The organism is Geodermatophilus tzadiensis, assembly GCF_003002915.1.
Lineage (GTDB): Bacteria > Actinomycetota > Actinomycetes > Mycobacteriales > Geodermatophilaceae > Geodermatophilus > Geodermatophilus tzadiensis.
The window spans coordinates 77,489-94,958 of record NZ_PVTG01000021.1; the positions used below are offsets into that span (position 1 = coordinate 77,489).

Here is a 17,470-nt window from a genome sequence, read left to right on the forward strand (position 1 = left end):
GTGACACGGCCGGTGACGTCCGCCGAACGGGCCCTGACGGCCCTCCGCGAGCTCATCATGGGCGGCGAGCTGGCCGCCGGCGCACGGCTCGGGGAGGTCGAGCTCGCCGACCGGCTGGGCGTCAGCCGCACCCCGGTGCGCGAGGCGCTGTCCCGGCTGGCCGCCGAGGGGCTGGTGCAGGTCGTCCCCAACCGCGGCGCCCGGGTGGCCACCTGGACCGTCGCCGAGCTCGAGGGCGTGTTCGACCTGCGCGCGGTGCTCGAGCCGCGGCTCACCGCGCTCGCCGTCCCGAACGCCCGGCCCGCCGACGTCGACGAGCTCGACGCGCTGGCCCGGCGGATGTGCGAGGTCGGCAGCCCCGGTCCCGGGCAGGACCTCGACGCTCTCGTCCCCCTCAACCGGGCCTTCCACGACCGGCTGGTGGCCCTCGCCGGGCACCCGGCGCTGGCCGCCGCGCTGGCCGCGGCCATCCACCCGCCGATCGTGCGCCGCAACTTCCTCACCTACGACGAGGAGTCGCTGCGCCGCAGCCTCGCCCACCACGGCGAGATCGTCGCGGCGCTGCGCGCGGGCGACCCGGACTGGGCCCGCGCCGTCATGACCTCGCACATCGCCAACGCCCGGGCCGTGATGGTCCGGGCGGCCCGGCTGCAGACCACCGCCACCGCGACCCCGGAAGAGGAGACCGCATGAGCTACCGGCTCGGAGTCGACGTGGGGGGCACCTTCACCGACGTCCTGCTCGTCGACGAGGACAGCGGCGCGACGTGGCGCGCCAAGACCGCCTCCACCCCGGCCGACCAGGCGGTCGGCGTGCTGCGCGGCATCGAGGAGGTGTGTGCCGACGCGGGCATCGCGATGGCCGAGGTCGCGCAGGTGCTGCACGGCACCACGGTCGCGACCAACGCGATCCTCGAGGGCAAGGGCGCCCGCGTCGGGCTGGTCACCACCCGCGGCTTCCGGCAGGTGCTGCAGATCGCCCGCTCCTTCGTCCCCGGCGGGCTGGCCGGCTGGATCATCTGGCCCAAGCCCGAGCCGCTGGCCGACCTCGAGGACACCGTGGAGGTCGAGGGGCGCATCGCCAGTGACGGCTCGGTCGTGCGCCCCCTCGACGACGACGACGTCCGCGCGCAGCTGACCCGCCTGGCCGGGCGCGGCGTGCAGGCGCTGGCGGTCAGCCTGGTCAACTCCTTCGCCGACGCCGGCCACGAGCGGCGCATCCGGGAGCTCGCCGCCGAGGTGCTGCCCGGCGTCCCGGTGTCGCTGTCGTCGGACGTGCTGCCGGAGCTGCGCGAGTACGAGCGCACGCTGACCACCGTCGCCAACGGCTACGTGCAGCCGCAGGTGGAGAAGTACGTGCGGCACCTGTCGGCGGGGCTGCACGAGGGCGGGGTGGCCGGGGAGCTGTCGATCCTGCGCAGCGACGGCGGCCTGCAGTCGGCCGACGCCGCGGTCGCCGCGCCGGTGACCATGCTGCTGTCGGGCCCGGCCGGCGGGGTGACCGGCGCGGTGTGGGTGGCCGAGCAGTGCGGCCACCGCGACCTCATCACCTTCGACATGGGCGGCACCTCGACCGACGTGGCGCTGGTGCGCGGCCTGTCCCCGCGGATCGGCCGGGAGACGAAGGTCGGCGACCTGACCGTGCGGGCCTCCAGCGTCGACGTCCGCACGGTCGGCGCCGGCGGCGGGTCGATCGCGCACGTGCCCGAGCTGACCCGCGCGCTGCGGGTCGGCCCGCAGTCGGCCGGCGCCGACCCGGGCCCGGCCGCCTACGGGAAAGGGGGCACGGAGCCGACGGTCACCGACGCCAACGTCGTCCTCGGCTACCTGCCCTCGGCGCTGGCGGGCGGCGAGATCACCCTGGATGCCGAGGCCGCGCGGGCGTCGGTGAGCAAGGTCGCCGAGGCGATGGGGCTGGACTCCCCGGAGGCCGCGGCCGCCGGGATCGTCGACATCGTCAACGAGAACATGCTCGGCGGGCTGCGGCTGGTGTCGGTGCAGCAGGGCTTCGACCCCCGCGACTTCGCGCTGGTCGCCTTCGGCGGCGCCGGCCCGCTGCACGCCAACGCGCTCGGCAGGCTGACCGGCGCGTGGCCGGTGATCGTCCCGCCGTCCCCGGGGGTGCTGTGCGCCCTCGGCGACGCCACCACCAGCCGGCGCGACGAGTCCGCGCGCACCGTGCTGCGCCGCTTCGGCCAGCTGACTGACGGCGAGCTGAGCCAGATCCTGCGCGAGCTGGCCGACGAGGCCGCCGGCCGGCTCGCCGCCCAGGGCCTGGCGCGCGAGGACCAGACGATCGGCTTCCAGGTCGACGTCCGCTACCACGGGCAGGGCTTCGAGATCCCGGTCGAGGTGGACCCCGCCTGGCTCGACGGCGCCGGTGGGGCGGGTGGGGGCAGCACAGGCGCGCTGGCCCGGCTGGGGGAGGCCTTCGACGCCGAGCACGACCGGCTGTTCTCCTTCCTCCTCGACGTCGACCACGAGCTGGTCAACGCCCGCGCCACGGTCACCGGACCGCGCCCCGACGTCGCCCCGGTGCGGTTGGAGGAGAGCGACGGCGACCCGGCGGGCGCCCTGGTCACCGAGCACCCCGTGCACGTCGGCGGCGAGCAGGTGACCGCGCGGGTCTACGACCGGGCGCGGCTGCGGGCCGGTGACGTGGTGCGCGGTCCGGCGATCGTCACCGAGATGGACTCCACGACCCTCGTCCTGCCCGGGCACGCGGCCGCCGTGCACGCCTCGGGCTCGCTGCTCATCACCCCGGAGGCGTGAACCGTGGCCCGCATCGTCGAGACCGCCACCGGCGAGGTCGAGCGGGTCGACGTCGACCCGGTCACCCTCGACCTCATCGAGAACGGGCTGCGCAACGCCCGCTACGAGATGGACGAGGTGCTGTTCCGCACCGCGCTCTCGCCCGGCATCCGCGAGCAGCACGACGAGTTCCCGCTCATCGGCGACCCCAGCGGGAAGATGGTCGTCGGCCAGTTCGGCCTGTCCATCCCCGACTTCCTCGACGGCTTCGACGACACCGTCGAGGAGGGCGACGTCCTGCTGACCAGCGACCCCTACGCCTGCGGGGCGGCGATCAGCCACGCCAACGACTGGCTGCTGGTCATGCCGGTGTTCCACGAGGGCCGGGTGGTGGGCTGGGCGTCGATGTTCGGGCACATGTCCGACGTGGGCGGCAAGACGCCGTCGTCGATGCCCACCGACGCCCGCACCATCTACGAGGAGGGGGTGGTGATACCCCCTTTCAAGCTCTACCGGAAGGGCGTGCCCAACGACGATGCGCTGCGGATCATCCTCAACCAGGTCCGCATGCCCGACTGGAACCGCGCCGACCTCAACGGCCTGGTCGCCGCCTGCCGCACCGCCGCCCGCCGGGTGGTCGAGATGTGCCAGCGCTTCGGCACCGCCACCTACCTGTCGGCCCTCGACGCGCTGCTGCAGCGCAACCACGACGCGATGAAGGTGCTGCTGCAGGCGGTGTTCGAGGAGGGCCGCACGCTGTCGTTCACCGACTACATCTGCGACGACGGCGTCGGCAACGGCCCCTACGAGCTGAAGCTCTCGCTCACCCGCACCGGCGAGAAGGTGCACCTGGACTTCACCGGGTCCTCGCCGCAGGCGGCCGGGCCGATCAACTACTACATCAACGAGAACCTGACCCGGATGTTCTTCGGGATCTACATGATCACCGTCGCCGATCCGCAGATCCTGTGGAACGACGGCTTCTACCCGCTGGTCGACGTCACCATCCCCGACGGCTCGTACTGGAAGCCGAAGCACCCGGCGGCGCTCAACGGCCGCAACCACGGCATCGGGCGGGTGTTCGACCTGTTCGGCGGGCTGCTCGGGCAGACCAACCCGGCGCTGCTCAACGCGGCCGGCTTCTCCTCCTCGCCGCACTTCATGTACTCCGGGCACTACTCGTCGGGCGAGCGGAAGGGCGAGTGGTTCCAGCTCTACTCGATCGGCTTCGGCGGCATCCCCGGGCGGCCGCTGGGCGACGGCCCCGACGGGCACTCGCTGTGGCCGAGCTTCGTCAACATCCCCTGCGAGTACCTCGAGTCCTACTACCCGCTGCGCATCGAGACGTGGGAGACCGTGCCCGACACCGGCGGCGCCGGCCTGCACCGCGGCGGCAACGGCGTCGACGTGGCCTACGTCTTCGAGGAGCCCGGCGAGATCGCCATCCACGACGACCGCTGGCTCACCTATCCCTGGGGCGTCAACGGCGGCGAGCCCGGCGCGCGCGGCCGCAAGTGGATCGACCGGGCCGACGGCACCCGCGAGGTGCTGCCGAGCAAGTGCCACGGCGTGCCGGTGCACCCGGGCGACGTGCTGCACTTCGTCACCTGGGGCGGCGGCGGGTGGGGCGACCCCCTGCTGCGCGACCCGGAGCTGGTGGCCCGCGAAGTGCGGCGCGGCCTGGTCACCCAGGCCGGCGCCCGGCGCTACGGCGTCGTCGTCACCGAGGACGGCGAGGTGGACGCCGAGGCCACCGAGACGGTGCGCGACCAGCTGCGCGCCGACCGGCCCGCGGAGCTGCCGGTGTTCGACATGGGGCCGCCGGTGGAGGAGCTGCTCGCCCGCTGCGAGGAGGAGACCGGCCTGCCCGCGCCCCGGCGTCCGGTGTGGACGGCGGGATGAACCGCTCCGCCCCCCACCGCTCGCGCGAGATCTGCACACCGGTCGCCGTCCCGGGCCGGAAGGGCGCGAGTGTGCGGATCTCGCCGCGGGGGGAGGGGCCGTGAGCGTGCCGGAGCCCGGACCGCACGGGACGGCGTTCTCCGGGCGGGTCGGCTGGGGGAGCCGCCCGGCGGTGCTGGTCATCGACCTCTGCCGCGCCTACACCGAGGCCGGCGGGCCGTTCGCGCTGCCCGACCCCGGGCCGGCGGTCGAGGCGGCGTCGGCCCTGGTGACGGCGGCCCGCGGGCGCGGCCACCCGGTGCTGTGGACGGCGGTCCGCTACACCCGCGGTCTGGCCGACGGCGGGCTGTTCGTGCGCAAGGTGCCGGCGCTGGCCGCCTTCGCCGAGGACGCGCCCGGTGGCTGGGGCGAGCTGACGCTGGCTCCGGACCCGGGTGAGCCCGTGGTGGTCAAGCAGTACGCGTCGGCGTTCTTCGGCACGACGCTGGCACCGACGCTGGTCGGCCTCGGCGTGGACACCCTCGTGATCGCCGGGGTGTCGACGTCGGGCTGCGTGCGGGCCACCGCGATGGACGCGCTCAACTCCGGGTTCCGCCCGCAGGTGGTGCGCGAGGCCTGCGCCGACCGCAGCCCGGCGCTGCACGAGAACAACCTCGCCGACCTCGACGCCAAGTACGCCGACGTCGTCGACCTGTCCGGGGCGCTTGACTGCCTCCAGCGCCCCGCGTAGACGGCGGCGCCTCCCGGGTGTCCCCCCTCGGGAGGCGCCGCCCCCTACCTCTCCCATGGTGCGGGTGTGGCCCGCGGGGTCGGCCGCCGGGCCGGGGCGGGCGCCGCCCGGCCCGGCGCCCCGCGCCACCGGTGGCGCCGTGCGACGGTCGCGGGGATGCCGAGCAGCCCCCGTCCCGCGGCGGACGGTCCCGAGGACCCCGACACCCTCGTCCTGGCGGTCCCGGCGCACCGGGCACCCCGCAGACCCGTGCGCCGGCGGTGGCTCGCCCTCGCGGCCGGGGTCGCGGTGCTGGCGGTGGCCGTGCTCGCCGTCCTCGTCGCCCCCGCCGGGGTGCCGGGCAGCGGGGGCCGGAGCGCCGTCGCCATCCCCAGCGCGACGCCGTCGGAGCCGACGCGGCAGGTGCCGCCCCCGGCCCGGCCGTCGCCGGTGACGAGCACGCCCGCCCCGCCGCCCGCGCCGGTCGCACCGGCCGCCGCGACCGCGCCGGTCCCCACGGCGGTCCCGGCGCCCGTCCCCGCACCGACGCCGAGCAGCACGCCCGCGCCGCCCCCGCCGCCGGCCGCCGAGCCGTGCGACGCGCCGGGCAACAGCGAGCACGCCCGCGGCCGCGGCGGCCCCTCCTGCCCCTGACGGGCGGGTCCCGCGGGCCGGCACCGTGCACCGGCCCTGCACCGGCGCCGTGCCAGGGTGGACCGGTGCCGAGGCGGAGCGCGGGGGTCCTGCTGTACCGGCGTGAGCCCGGCAGAGGGGTGGCGGTGCTGCTCGGGCACATGGGCGGCCCGTTCTGGGCGCGCCGCGACGAGGGCGCCTGGTCGATCCCCAAGGGCGAGTACGGGGAGGGCGAGGACCCGCTCGCGGTGGCGCACCGGGAGTTCGAGGAGGAGCTCGGCAGCCCCGTCCCGTCGGCGGAGCTGGTCCCGCTCGGCGAGCTGCGGGCCGGCGGCAAGGTGCTCACCGTGTGGGCCGCGGAGGGCGACCTGGACGCCGCCGCGATCCGCAGCAACACCTTCGCGCTGGAGTGGCCACCGCGGTCGGGCCGGGTGCAGGAGTTCCCGGAGGTCGACCGCGCCGCCTGGCTCCCGGTCGACGAGGCGCGCACGCGGCTGGTGAGGGGCCAGCTGCCCTACCTCGACCGCCTCGCGGCCCTGCTCGGCTGACCCCGCCAGGCGTCGACCTGCCGATGCCTCCCGGCGGCCGGGACCGCCGCCGGTCGGCACACGGATGGGGCCGGTGGGGCGGACGCGGGGCGTTGGTCCGTGTCGGCCGTTCCGTGTCGCCCATTGCGGTACAGGACCGCCTAGCTTCCGACGACGCCGCCGGAGACGCCGACGGCCCACACGAAGCGGGGGATTCCCATGACCACCTCTCAGTCCCCGGGCGCGGCCGCGCAGCAGCCCGCCTCCGGTGCCGCCTCAGCCCACGGTCAGGCCCCGTACGCGCCGGCGCCCTACGGTCAGGTCCCCTACGGTCAGGCCCCGTCCGCGCCGGCGCCGTACGGTCAGGCGCCGGCCCACCGCGCGTACGCCGGCCAGCCGATGCCGCCCGTCCCGGCGGGTGCCCCCGTCCCGCAGGCCGGCCCGGTCGGCAGGGTGCGCGGCACCGGCGTCGCCATCCTGTTGATGATCGTCACCTTCGGGATCTACGGCCTCGTGTGGACCTACTCAGTGCACGAGGAGATGAGGCGGCACACCGGGCAGGGCCTCGGTGGCGGTCTGGCTCTCCTCATCACCATCGTCTTCGGCGTCGCCTCGCCGTTCGTGGCCAGCAGCGAGGTGGGCAACCTCTACGAGCGGATGGGCCGGGCCAAGCCGGTCAGCGGTGCCACCGGGCTCTGGTCATTCCCGGGCTTCCTGATCCTGGTCGGCCCGCTCGTCTGGTTCGTCAGGACCAACGGCGCCCTCAATGCCTACTGGCGGTCGCTTGGGGCCGCCTGAGCCGGGCCCGCACGGACCGGCCGCGCCGCCGCACCCGCGAAGGCGCGGCCGTCGTGCGTCTCACCCCAGGTGCCACTCGATCAGCCGCTGCAGGGCCGGAGGGACGACCTCCCGGTCGAGCAGCCGGAGCACGGCCGCCCGGGTCACGGCGCCCGGCGGCGTGCGCTGCAGCACGGCGCCGAGGACCCACGCGAACGGGATGTCCGCCGGCAGGACCTCCATGAGCACACGTGCCGTGTCCAGGTCGAGTGAGCCGTGCGGGTAGGCCGCCTCGGCCGCGCGCCCGGCCCAGCGCTCCACCGGTGTTCCGCCGTTCCCGGCGCCGAAGGAGACGGCCGCAAGGAAGGCCGCGGCGCGCTCCAGCGGCGTGACATCCGTCCCGCGGCGCACGTGGAGCCGGTGGGCCGCTCGTTCCCACTCCACCGGGCCGGTGCGCTGCAGCGCTGCCACGGTGAGCGGCCCCACCGGGAGGGACCGGTGTCCCAGCCACTCGTGCGTCGCAGCGGAGAGCACCGTGCCGGGCAGTCCCCGGCCGTCCGTCAGCTGCGGGGCGACCTCCAGTTCGGGCACCAGTTCCTCCCACAGCCAGTCGGCGACCGGCTCCCAGCCGTCCCGGAGCGGATCGGTGGAGCGGTCCAGCACGGCCGGCACGAGGACCTCGCGAGCCAACTCGGCGATCTGCCGCCTGTCCTCCGCGAGAGCGGGGGAGTCGTCAAGGAGCGCGGCCACGGAGAGGAGCGACGAGGGGAGGTCGCCGGCCTCCGCCTGGCGCTCGCGCGCCCGCTCCCGCGCCGTCTCGACACCGCGGCGGACCGCGCCGGAGAGCCGGAACCAGGTCCGCGACAGCGACTCACCGGCATCGGCCGGCACCCGGCCGCGCGCCGTCTCCCACCACGCGTCCGGCCGGGCGGAGGGCGCCGCGACGACCGGGGGCGGCGCGTGCTCCCGGACGAGTTCGAGGACCCGCGTCACCAGAGGCGCGCCGACGGGCACCCCCGCGGGCCACTCGTCCCGGGCCAGCGCCGCGGCGTCGGCGGTGAGGTCGTCGGCGTCGTCGAGCAGCAGGACCGCCGCGGCCAGCGCCCAAAGCGGCCGGCGGGCGCCGGCACCGCCGACCTCCGCGGCCAAGGCGTCGACCCGCCGCGCGACCTCGGGCAGCAGGTCGAGGACGACGACCGTCTCGGCCAGCCGCGCCCACGGCCCTGCGGACACCGCCGTGCCCGACCGCAGCACCCACCGGTCCCGGCCGCCGCGCACCGGCTGCTCGCGGTCCCCGAGCACCGTGGCGCCGAGCTCGGCGATCGCGCCGACAGCGGAGGCGTCGGCGCCGGGGACGCCGGCCAGCGCGAAGGGCAGCGTGCCGGCCGGGCGCGGGGCGACCAGCCGCTCGTAGGTACTGAACGGGAGCAGCCAGGTCGCCACCGGGAGGAGCAGCCGCCCGACCAGCCACGCCCAGTGCGCCGCGGCAGCCGGCTCGTCGCCCACCACGAGCAGCGGGCCGCCGCTGCGCATCGTCGAGCTAACGGCGGCCAGCACCACTTCGCGCTGGTCGGGATGGGCGCGCGCGAACGCGGTGAGGCCGGCGTCGTCGAGCGACCCGCGGCGCAGGTCCCGGCCCGGTCGCGGACCAGGGTCCATCGACCAGATGTCGGCGTCCCACAGGTCGGCGGGGCGCAGCACGGCGCTACCGATCACGGACGGGTCGACCAGCAGCCCGGCGAGCCGCAGGCGTAGCGCTCCAGAGGCGTCGGGGCGCCCGGCGGTGGTCGCGCGCAGGCACACCAGACCGTCGCTCCCCGGCGGCGAGAGCGCCAGCCGGTATGGCCGGTCGACGTCGCCGAGCCGCCGTGGGACCGCCGACGCCGGCGGCAGGGCGGAGGGTCCGTCGGCCAGGACCCGGTGGACGATGTCGTCCGGCAGGTCGCGGGAGACGACCTCCGGCTGCCACCGGAGCGGCTCCGCCGTGCCGGGCCGCCACACGGCGCTGCCGACGACGTGGCCGCGGACCGGCCCGCTCACGTCCGCGGCTTCGACGACGGCCGCTTCACCGATGCCACCCGTCGGGCCCACGTCAGCGCGTCCTCCCGCCAGGTGTCCTCGCGCCGCCTGCTGTCCGGCGAGGCTGTGAGCGGCTTGCGCGGCGCCAGCTCGGTCAGCACCCGCACTAGCGCGGTCACATCGGTCCGGGGGTCACCGGTAGCGAGCAGCCGTCCGGCGACCGTCTCAGCCCACCGCGTGTGCCGCTCCTCCCCGGCGTCGGTGAGCCACCCGGCGGCCCAGTCGTCGCGCGGCCACAGCCGGGCACGGGCGCCGCGGCAGAGCAGGTGCGCGGCGAGCTCCGTGCGGGCACGGGGATCGGTCTGTCCGGCGTCGAGGAGGGCCCAACCCTCGCCCCACGGCATGCTCTCGTCCCAGGTGGACCTGGGCAGCCTCTCCATGGGCAGCACCCGGACGTCGACGCGGAGCAGCGCCTCGGCCACCGGGGCCCAGGCCACGCGGCGCGGCGCCGCCGAGCCCTGTGCCGCAACGACTAGGGGGATCAGCTGCGTCTGCGCGGTCACCAGGACCTCGCCGGGAACGGCCGGCGGGGCGACCGGCACCCAGCCGGGGACGGCCCGCAGCTCCACCGTCGCGGGCACCCCGGCCGCCGGCTCGGCGCCCGCATACCGCTCGACCAGCCGCTTCAGCGTGCCCGGCACGGTCTCGCGCTCGCCCAGACGGGCGACCGCGGCGCGCGTCGCAGCGGTGGGCGAGGGGTTGCGCTGTAGCACCGCGGCCAGGGCGTAGGCGAACGGGATGGTTGGCGGCAGCACGTCCATCAGGACGAGCGCGGTGGCCGGGTCCAGGGGCGGCCGCTTGTAAGCGTCCTCGGCCGCGCTGTTGGCCCAGCGCTCGATGGGCGCCCCCTCGTTCACCGCCGCCGAGTGCACGGTGGCCAGGAAGGCGGCGGCCCGTTCCAGCGGCGTCAGGTCGTCAGCCCTGCGCACGAAGAGCCGGTACGCCGCCCGCTCCCACTCCACCGGGCCGATGCGCCGCAGTGCGGTGGCGTCCAGCGGCCCCGCCGGCAGCGACCTCGGCCCCAGCCACTCGTGCGTGGCCCGCGAGAGGTTCTGGCCCGGGAGCTCCCGGCCGTACTCCAGCTGCGACGTCGCGGCGAGCACCGGCACCAGCTCGCCCCACAGCCAGGCCGGCACCGGCCGCCACGCGAGCCGTCCGGGGTCGAGGTCCGGGTCGAGCAGCCGGGGCACCAGCAGCTCCCGCGCGAGCGCGACGGCGGCGTCGCGGTCGGGGCCCGCGGTCCCGTCCATCAGCGACGCCACGGCCAGCAGCGCCCGCGCCGGGTCCGGCGCATCGGGCACCCAGGCCAGTGCGCCCGCGATCGCGGCGTCCAGCGCGGCGCGCGCCGCGGGGGCGACGTCGAGCTGCTCCGGGAGCGTGTGCCGCAGCCGCTCGAAGGCGGCGGGGGAGGCGAGGGCTTCGGTCAACGGGCGCAGCCGTGCGCGCTGGGCCATCGGGGCGGCGGAATCGGACTGGGCGCCCCGCAGGACGCGGTCGACGGCCCGGGCGCCCGCCGGTGCGTGCCGGCCCACGCTCTCCAGCAGCCGCTCGAACAGGTCGTCCGCGTCGAGGCCCGCCGGCCAGTGGTCCGCGACGACGTCGGCGGCCGCGGCGCCGAGGAACTCCGCCAGGTCCTCGTCGAGGAGGACCGCGGCGCCGAGGGCCCACAGCGGCCGGTCGAGGGTCGAGGACCTCACCCGCGCGGCCAGCTCCTCCACCTGATCGGCGACCACCGGCAGGAACTCGGAGGTGATGACCGCCTCGGCGAGCCGGGCCCACGGGCCCGCCGCCAGCTCCGTCCCGTCCTGCAGTGCCCAGCGGCCGAGCCCCGCGGCCGTCGGCTGCCCGTCGTCCCGCAGCACGGTGAAGGAGCGGCCCGGTAGCGCCGCCGCGGCCGCGGCGTCAGCGGCGGGGACCCCGACGACGGCAAACGGCCAGCCTGCCGCCCCGCGGGCGTCCCGCAGGCGTTCGTAGGTGCTGAAGGGCAGCCGCCACGCCGACGCTGGCAGCAGCAGCCGGCCCACCAGGTGCACCCAGGTCGCGACCGAGGCGAAGGACCGGTCACCGACGACGACGAGCGGCGCCTGGTCGACCACGAAGCGCTCGACCGCGGCCAGCACGAGGCCGAGCTGGTTGGGGTGTGCGCGGGTGAAGGACGTGACCGTGGCGTCGTCAAGCGGACGCTGGCGCACCGTCTGCAGCTGCCCGTCGGGCCGGCTCTCCTCCGCCGCGCGCGTGCCGAGGGGGCGCAGCCACAGGTCGGCGTCCCACAGGTCGGCCGGGCGGACGGGCCCACGCCCGTCCGAGAGCCCGTCGGGGGAGACGACCAGCCCGTGGGCGAAAAGGTTGGGCCGGCCCGAGTAGTCCGGTCCGGCCGCGACGATGTGGCTCAGGCAGGCCGGGGCCTCGGCGTCGTCCAGCGGGTCGAGGCGCAGGCAGTGCGCCAGCGCGTCGACGTCGGCCTTCGAGGCGAGCTCCGGCAGCGCCGGCGGCACGAATCCGCCGACGTTGCGGGCTGCCGCGCGGATGACGTCGTCGGGAAGCGACTCGTCCTTGCTGACGGCCGTGACCTTCCAGCCAGCGGTGGTGTCGAACGGGCCGGGCCGGCTAGAGGCGGTGTAGGTGAACTGCGCGCGCAGCATCGGAAAACCTCAGCGCGCCGGCCAGCGGCTGGCCACCAACCAGCGCAGCGGGTCAACGACGCGGAACGACGACAGACCGAGATCAGAGAGTGTCACGTTGTCCGCGGGGGCGTCCCCGAGCGCGGACAGCCCGAAGTACTCCACCCGGGCGAACGCGTTCTCGGCCGCCGTGACGAACCGGAGGGCCCCCAGCCGCAGCAGCAGGCTGCGAGTCTCCTCGTGTGTCTGAAACCGGTCGAAGGGGTCCAGGCGCAGCGTGTCGGGCGGCGTGCGGTCGTACATCAGCGGTGAGCCGCCGTTGAGCGCTCCGGACAGGTCGGTGCCCGGCGTGGCCACCGCCTCGTGGATGCCGTCGAGCTTGCTCACCGCCACCAGCAGCGGCATCTCCAGCCGGCCGGGCGCCTGTGTGCGCCGGCGGATCTCGGTGATGATGTTGTTCAGCACGGTCGGCGGGTTGCCGGCCACCGGCGGCAGGACGATCTGACCGTCGAGGAAGGCCTGGACCTCCGGGATCTGCAGCGGGTCGAGCAGGAACAGCAACGCGTCGGCTCGCGCCATCGTGGGCCCGTAGGCGGACAGCGCGTCCGGGCGCTCGGCGTCCTCCCCGGCGACGTCGTAAAGCGCGAGCGTGCGCATGCGGCCGCCCCAGTGGTCCAGCGCCATCAGCATCGGGGTGAGCAGTTCCGGGTTGCCCTGCACGGTGCCCGTCGCGGACAGTGAGCGGCCGGCGGTGAGGGACTCCCGCAGGACCCGCAGCCGGCCCTCGGTCTGTGAGTCGAGCGGCGTCGCCGCGGCGCCGGTGGCCGGTCCCCACACCTTCTCGATCCAGTCGCACAGCCGGACGATGAAGGTCGTCTTCCCGGTGCCCTTGGCCCCCACGACCGTGACGCTGACCGGGTCTGTGGTCGCCGCCTGCGTCTGCAGCGGCGAGTGGCAAACCTTGCAGACCACCTCGCGCGACGGCGTCGAGCAGGTCGGGCAGGCGACGCTGTCCATCCCGGTGACCGGCGAGGCGAACAGCGGTCGAGCCGACGTGGACTCGCTGCGGAAGCCCGACAGCACCAGGTCGGGGGTGGGCCGGCAGGTGCCGGTGCAGCGGAACACGTGCGGCAGCTCGTCCTGTTGCGACGCGCAGGTCGCGCACCGCACCTGGCCCGGAGCCAGCGGCAGCGGCCCGGGGGCCGGCAGGCGCCCCGCCGTCGGCGGGTCGACCACCACCGACCACCCAGCCTCGGGGTGGTAGGCGAATAGCCGGCAAAAGCCGGGCGTCTCGGCCGGCAGATCGGCCACCTGCGTCCACTGGTGCGCCACGACCGCCCCGCGTGGGATGGCGATCGGCTCGGGCCGCTCGACCCAGTCCATGCCGTGGAGCGGCATCCGGTCCTGCCGGGTGACCAGAGCAACCTGGAAGTCGGGCCACTTGCGTTCGGTATATAGCAGCAGTTGGCGACGGCGGCTTATCCGGCCCACCCGCTCGATCCGGTACCCGAGCACCCATCGGCCGGGGTAGGTGACCACCGCGGACGGTCCGAACGTCCAGTCGCCGGCGGAGCGCACCGACCCGCGCAGGTGCAGGTCGCAGCCCTCTACCGGGAGCTGCTCGAGCCGCAGCCCCCCGAGCCGGTCGTAGTCCTGCTGGGAGATGCGCACGGCCGGGGTGCCGTCGGGGCCAGCACCGATGCCGCCACGCTCCACCTCGACGAACGCTGCGCCCACGGGCCAGGCGAAGCGCAGGAGCTGCCAGCCCACCCGCTCGGTGACGGTCACGTCGCGCGGCTGCCCGAGCACGTCGACCACCGCCGCCGGGCCGACGGCGGCCTGGTCGCCTACCAGCGTGACCGGCGTGTACGCGCGCCGCGCACCATCCGCCTGCCGGAAGGGGATGCTGGGGATCATCGACGCCGGCCCGTCGGCCAGCACCGGCTCGCTGACCGGGTCGCCGATCGGCAGCGCGTCGAGCTGGCCGCGGCTGATCACCCGGCCGGTCGCAGGGTGCTGCGGCTTGTCGTCGGTTTGGTAGACGACCACGGTGCCCAGCGCCGGCGTCGTCCAGCGCAGCTCGACGCGGGCCATCGCCGACTCGCCGGCCACCGTAGCGGTCAGGTCGGTAACCGGCTGCGGGGTCGCCGGGATCGTCGCCTCGGCCTCGATGCCCTGCGACAGGTGGGTGGTGCCGCCCTCGGCGAACTGGGTGAGCACTCGGTACTCGTAGCGGCGGCCGGGCAGCACGGCGGTGTCGCGGGCGAACGCCGGCGTGCTTTCGATCTCCAGGCCGGCGTCGAACAGAGGCGGCAGGGCCTCGTCGGGCCGGCTGCGCAGCACCCGCACCCGGCTGACCCCCTGCGGCGCGGTCCAGCTCAGCACCACCGCGTCGGGGTGCACGCTCACCCGCAGCCCAGCCACCTCCGGTACGACGCGCCCAGCGGCGTGGTGCACCGGCTGCACCGACGTCAGCGCCGCGTCGTCGTCGGCGGCGTAGCTGAACACCGACACGTAGGGCCCGGTGCCGGCCGGCAGCGAGGCCCGCGGGGACGGCGTCACCAGCACACGGTGGCCGGCGCTGGGGCGCGACGGGATGCCGGTGGGCGAGGAGACGAGCAGGTAGACGACGGCCTCGCCAGGTGCATCGAGGGCCGGCCAGGAGACGTCGACCGTGGCGTCGTCGACGCGGCGGAAGGACACCCGGTGGTCGCGGGTGGACCACTGGTCGACATCGTTGGAGAGGGCCTCCGGGCCGGGCAGGCCGCTGTCCCCGCCAGCAGGCTCGGGCACGGCGGCAGGCGGCGCGGCCGGGGGCGGTGCGGACGGGGTCGGTGCGGACGTGGATGGCGTAGACAGGGGTGATGCGGACGGGGACGGCGCGGACGGAGGCGGCGGGACGGTGGCGGCCAGTGGTTGCGAGTCGCGCACCGGCTCCAGCGGCGGGGTCGACTGCTCGGGAGCCGGAGGCACGGGAGTCGGGGGCCCAGGGGCCGGCGGGACGGGCACCGGCCGGCGCGGGGCTGGTGGGGTGTGCTCCGGGGAGAGCCCGGTGCGGGTCCGCCGGGGCGCCGTAGGAGCGGCGGGCGCCAGCGGGATGCTGTCGACCACCCGGTCCGCCGGTGCGTCGTCGACCCGGGTCAGGAAGTCCATGGCGCCGCCAGCCGGCGCTCCCGCAGGAGCTGCGGGTGCCGCGCGGCCGGGGGCGCCGCCGGTGTCGCGGACCAGCTGGGCCAGCGCCTGCACGGAGGCCGGGGCCAGCGTGATGCCCTTGCCGCGCAGCAGCTCGGCGAGCTCGTCGGGGTCCCCGACGCGGGACCGGGCGACGAGCAGTAGTACACCGTCGCTCGCATCGGGAGCGACCCCGTGGTGGTCACGCGCGGTACGCAGCTCGTTGTAGAGGGCTGACGCCACTGGAACTCCTCGTGTGGTGCGGGGACGGGGTGGCCGGAGGGGGCCTTCCGAAGGGGACGCGCGGGTGGACCGGGAACAGGCCCGGGCGTGTCGATGCTCTGCCAGACTGCGGCGGCGTCCGGCCGGGGAGCCGGGGGGCGGACGAACCGGAACCGGAGGGGGAAGCTACCCGATGACGGTGCTCATGACGGTCAACCAGCGGGAGGCGCTGTCGGGGGCCCAGTGCCGGGTCGAGTGGCAGGGTCTGCGGCCCGGGGACGAGGTCGGTGCGCACCTGGTAACCACCTCCGGGCAGCGCCTGGACTTCCCGGCGACGCAGGTCCCCGGACTGCGCCGGCAGCCGTGGTCGGAGAACACCTGGCTGCTCGACGCCGACGCGCTCCCCGCGGGCTGGCAGCGTCTGGACATGGTGGTCAGGAGCCCCGCCGCGCACTCGCTGTCGCTGTTGCTTGCCGTGCGCTCTCCCTCGCCGGCCGCCGCCGAGCAGGTGCTGCAGCACCCCGGCGTGGACGCCGTCGCCGGCACGGAGACCGCGGTACTGAGCCTGGCGGAGGTCGACGGCGGCTACGCCGTCGTCCCCCAGCAGTCGCCCTACGACGCCACACGCGACCCGTGGGGGCGCGGCGGCATAGCGCCCACGCTGGTGGAGGTCCCCCCGGCGCTGCGCGAGGCCAGCGCGTTGGCCGGCCACTCCGGCTTGGTGGGCAACGGCGTGCCGGTGACGGCGGTGCTCGACCTGTCCGCGTCGATGCGCCCGCGGCTGGTCGCCGGAACCGTCGCCAGCGTCCTCACCGCCGTGCAGGCCCTCGCCGCCGCCGCCGACCAGCCCGCCGTCACGGTGGTGGCGGTCAGCGACCGGCCGCACCCGCCGCGAGAGCTCGGCCTGGCCGACGACCCCGAGGAGTTCGTCCGCGCCTGGACCCGCGACATCGGCCTGCGCACCGGGTCCGCGCCGGTCGCCGCCGCCGGCGCCGGTCGGCCCGGCCTCGTCATCACCGTGACCGACCAGGAGGGCGGCGCCGCGGCTCCCGGCTACCGCGTCGTGCTGGCCGCCCCCGAGCAGGGCCGGGCGGTCACCGCGAGCCGGGCCGGCACGGTCGTCGTCCCGGAGCCCCGGCCCGATGCGGTGTCGGTGGTCAGGGCTCTGGCGCACGCGTCCTCACCAGCCGCCTGAGCCCGGCCGGGTACCGGCCGGCCCGGTGAACGGGTCGGCCGGGCCGGCGAACAGGTCGGCCGCACCGGTGAACGGGTCGCTCGACCTGGGGAACCGCGACGCAGGCGGACCCACGGCGCGGGGGAACGGCGAGGCGAACGGGTCGCCCGCGGCATGGGGGAGGGGCACGCCCGGCTGCGGCAGGCCGGTCATCAGGGGCGCCGGGACGCCGGAGCGGTTCCCGGTGAGCAGCAGCACGGTGCTCCACGCCAGCAGGACGACGGAGAGCCCGAGCACCAGCCACCACGACGTGCCGACCTGGACGGAGGCGTCGAGGGCGTCGGCCAGGCCGGTCGAGTCGGCGAACACCCGGAGCGTGTCGCCGACCAGCAGCGCTGCGGCCGCCCACAGCAGCCACCACGAGGCGCACCAGGCGACCGCGAGGGCGGCGATCCGGCTCGGCCGCCGCCACGCGAGCGCGGCCGCAGCGAGCAGGACGACCACGGTGACCCCGGTGACCGTGGCCAGCCCCAGGTCGCGGACGGTCAGCGAGATCGCGCCGGAGGCCACGGCCAGCCGCGTGTCGCGCAGGCCGGTGACGACGACCACCGCGACGGCCCCGAGCACGGTCAGGGCGACCGCGGCCTCCCGCGCGCCGCGCGCCGGCCAGGGGCCCGGCAGCCGGCCGTGCAGTCCGGCTGTGCCGCCCCGGCGGACGACGTCGACCACCAGCAGCACCGCCGGGCCGATCACCGGGACCGCCGCGCCGAGCAGCAGGCCCTGCCAGGCCGGGCGGCCCAGCGTGGCGGCGAGCGCGGCCCCGGCCAGCCCCCAGAACACGGCGGTGGCCAGCCAGAGGAGTCCGAAGAGCTGGCCGGTCAGGGACAGCAGGTCCCACAGCACGG

General features: G+C 76.1%; 12 protein-coding genes. 8 read left to right on the forward strand and 4 right to left on the reverse strand.

The genetic code is table 11. The features are described 5' to 3' along the window. Positions 1-12 precede the first annotated feature (12 nt). The 7 genes from LY71_RS21435 (at position 13) to LY71_RS21465 (ending at position 7,319) form a co-directional block, all read left to right on the forward strand. The gene (locus LY71_RS21435; protein ID WP_245888186.1) at positions 13-693 is read left to right on the forward strand and encodes a GntR family transcriptional regulator; all 681 of its coding nucleotides are present in this window, start codon (positions 13-15) and stop codon (positions 691-693) included. Beyond that, the gene (locus LY71_RS21440) at positions 690-2,771 is read left to right on the forward strand and encodes a hydantoinase/oxoprolinase family protein (protein WP_106281623.1); all 2,082 of its coding nucleotides are present in this window, start codon (positions 690-692) and stop codon (positions 2,769-2,771) included. The genes LY71_RS21435 and LY71_RS21440 overlap by 4 nt, the downstream gene beginning before the upstream one ends. 3 nt (positions 2,772-2,774) lie before the next feature. Beyond that, positions 2,775-4,652 (forward strand): hydantoinase B/oxoprolinase family protein, encoded by a 1,878-nt coding sequence (locus LY71_RS21445; RefSeq protein WP_106281625.1) that lies wholly within the window; start codon positions 2,775-2,777, stop codon positions 4,650-4,652. Positions 4,653-4,752: 100 nt separating this feature from the next. Then, a complete protein-coding gene (locus LY71_RS21450; RefSeq protein ID WP_106281627.1) occupies positions 4,753-5,382 on the forward strand; it encodes an isochorismatase family protein in 630 nt (209 codons plus the stop codon). Between the two features lie 156 nt (positions 5,383-5,538). Then, a complete protein-coding gene (locus tag LY71_RS23845; RefSeq protein WP_211297473.1) occupies positions 5,539-6,015 on the forward strand; it encodes a hypothetical protein in 477 nt (158 codons plus the stop codon). 65 nt (positions 6,016-6,080) lie between these two features. Next, the gene (locus tag LY71_RS21460; RefSeq protein WP_106281631.1) at positions 6,081-6,542 is read left to right on the forward strand and encodes an NUDIX hydrolase; all 462 of its coding nucleotides are present in this window, start codon (positions 6,081-6,083) and stop codon (positions 6,540-6,542) included. 198 nt (positions 6,543-6,740) lie between these two features. Next, positions 6,741-7,319 carry a DUF4234 domain-containing protein gene (locus LY71_RS21465; RefSeq protein ID WP_245888189.1) on the forward strand — a complete coding sequence of 193 codons (579 nt, stop codon included), beginning with the start codon at positions 6,741-6,743 and terminating at the stop codon, positions 7,317-7,319. 60 nt (positions 7,320-7,379) lie between these two features. On the opposite strand, the gene LY71_RS23625 is transcribed toward LY71_RS21465, so the two are convergent. Genes LY71_RS23625 through LY71_RS21480 form a run of 3 tightly spaced genes read right to left on the reverse strand, consistent with a single transcriptional unit; the run spans position 7,380 to position 14,791 of the window. Then, the gene (locus LY71_RS23625) at positions 7,380-9,338 is read right to left on the reverse strand and encodes a GAP1-M domain-containing protein (RefSeq protein WP_170121434.1); all 1,959 of its coding nucleotides are present in this window, start codon (positions 9,336-9,338) and stop codon (positions 7,380-7,382) included. Beyond that, positions 9,335-12,019 carry a GAP1-N2 domain-containing protein gene (locus LY71_RS21475; protein ID WP_106281636.1) on the reverse strand — a complete coding sequence of 895 codons (2,685 nt, stop codon included), beginning with the start codon at positions 12,017-12,019 and terminating at the stop codon, positions 9,335-9,337. Before LY71_RS21475 ends, LY71_RS23625 begins: the two co-directional genes overlap by 4 nt. A 9-nt stretch (positions 12,020-12,028) precedes the next feature. After that, positions 12,029-14,791 (reverse strand): SaeA-related protein, encoded by a 2,763-nt coding sequence (locus tag LY71_RS21480; RefSeq protein WP_146146207.1) that lies wholly within the window; start codon positions 14,789-14,791, stop codon positions 12,029-12,031. 793 nt (positions 14,792-15,584) lie between these two features. On the opposite strand from LY71_RS21480, the gene LY71_RS21490 reads away from it, so the two are divergent. Further along, positions 15,585-16,586: a hypothetical protein gene (locus LY71_RS21490; protein WP_106281642.1), complete on the forward strand. Its 1,002-nt coding sequence runs from the start codon at positions 15,585-15,587 to the stop codon at positions 16,584-16,586. Here the strand turns inward: LY71_RS21490 and LY71_RS21495 are convergent. Further along, a complete protein-coding gene (locus tag LY71_RS21495) occupies positions 16,572-17,468 on the reverse strand; it encodes a hypothetical protein (RefSeq protein WP_106281644.1) in 897 nt (298 codons plus the stop codon). The genes LY71_RS21490 and LY71_RS21495 overlap by 15 nt on opposite strands. Positions 17,469-17,470: the final 2 nt, after the last annotated feature.

Coding starts and splice junctions, on each gene's coding strand:
- LY71_RS21440 (WP_106281623.1), top strand. CDS start 690: ATGAGCTACCGGCTCGGAGTCGACGTGGGGGGCACCTTCACCGACGTC.
- LY71_RS23845 (WP_211297473.1), top strand. CDS start 5,539: ATGCCGAGCAGCCCCCGTCCCGCGGCGGACGGTCCCGAGGACCCCGAC.
- LY71_RS21465 (WP_245888189.1), top strand. CDS start 6,741: ATGACCACCTCTCAGTCCCCGGGCGCGGCCGCGCAGCAGCCCGCCTCC.
- LY71_RS21475 (WP_106281636.1), bottom strand. CDS start 12,019: ATGCTGCGCGCGCAGTTCACCTACACCGCCTCTAGCCGGCCCGGCCCG.
- LY71_RS21490 (WP_106281642.1), top strand. CDS start 15,585: ATGACGGTGCTCATGACGGTCAACCAGCGGGAGGCGCTGTCGGGGGCC.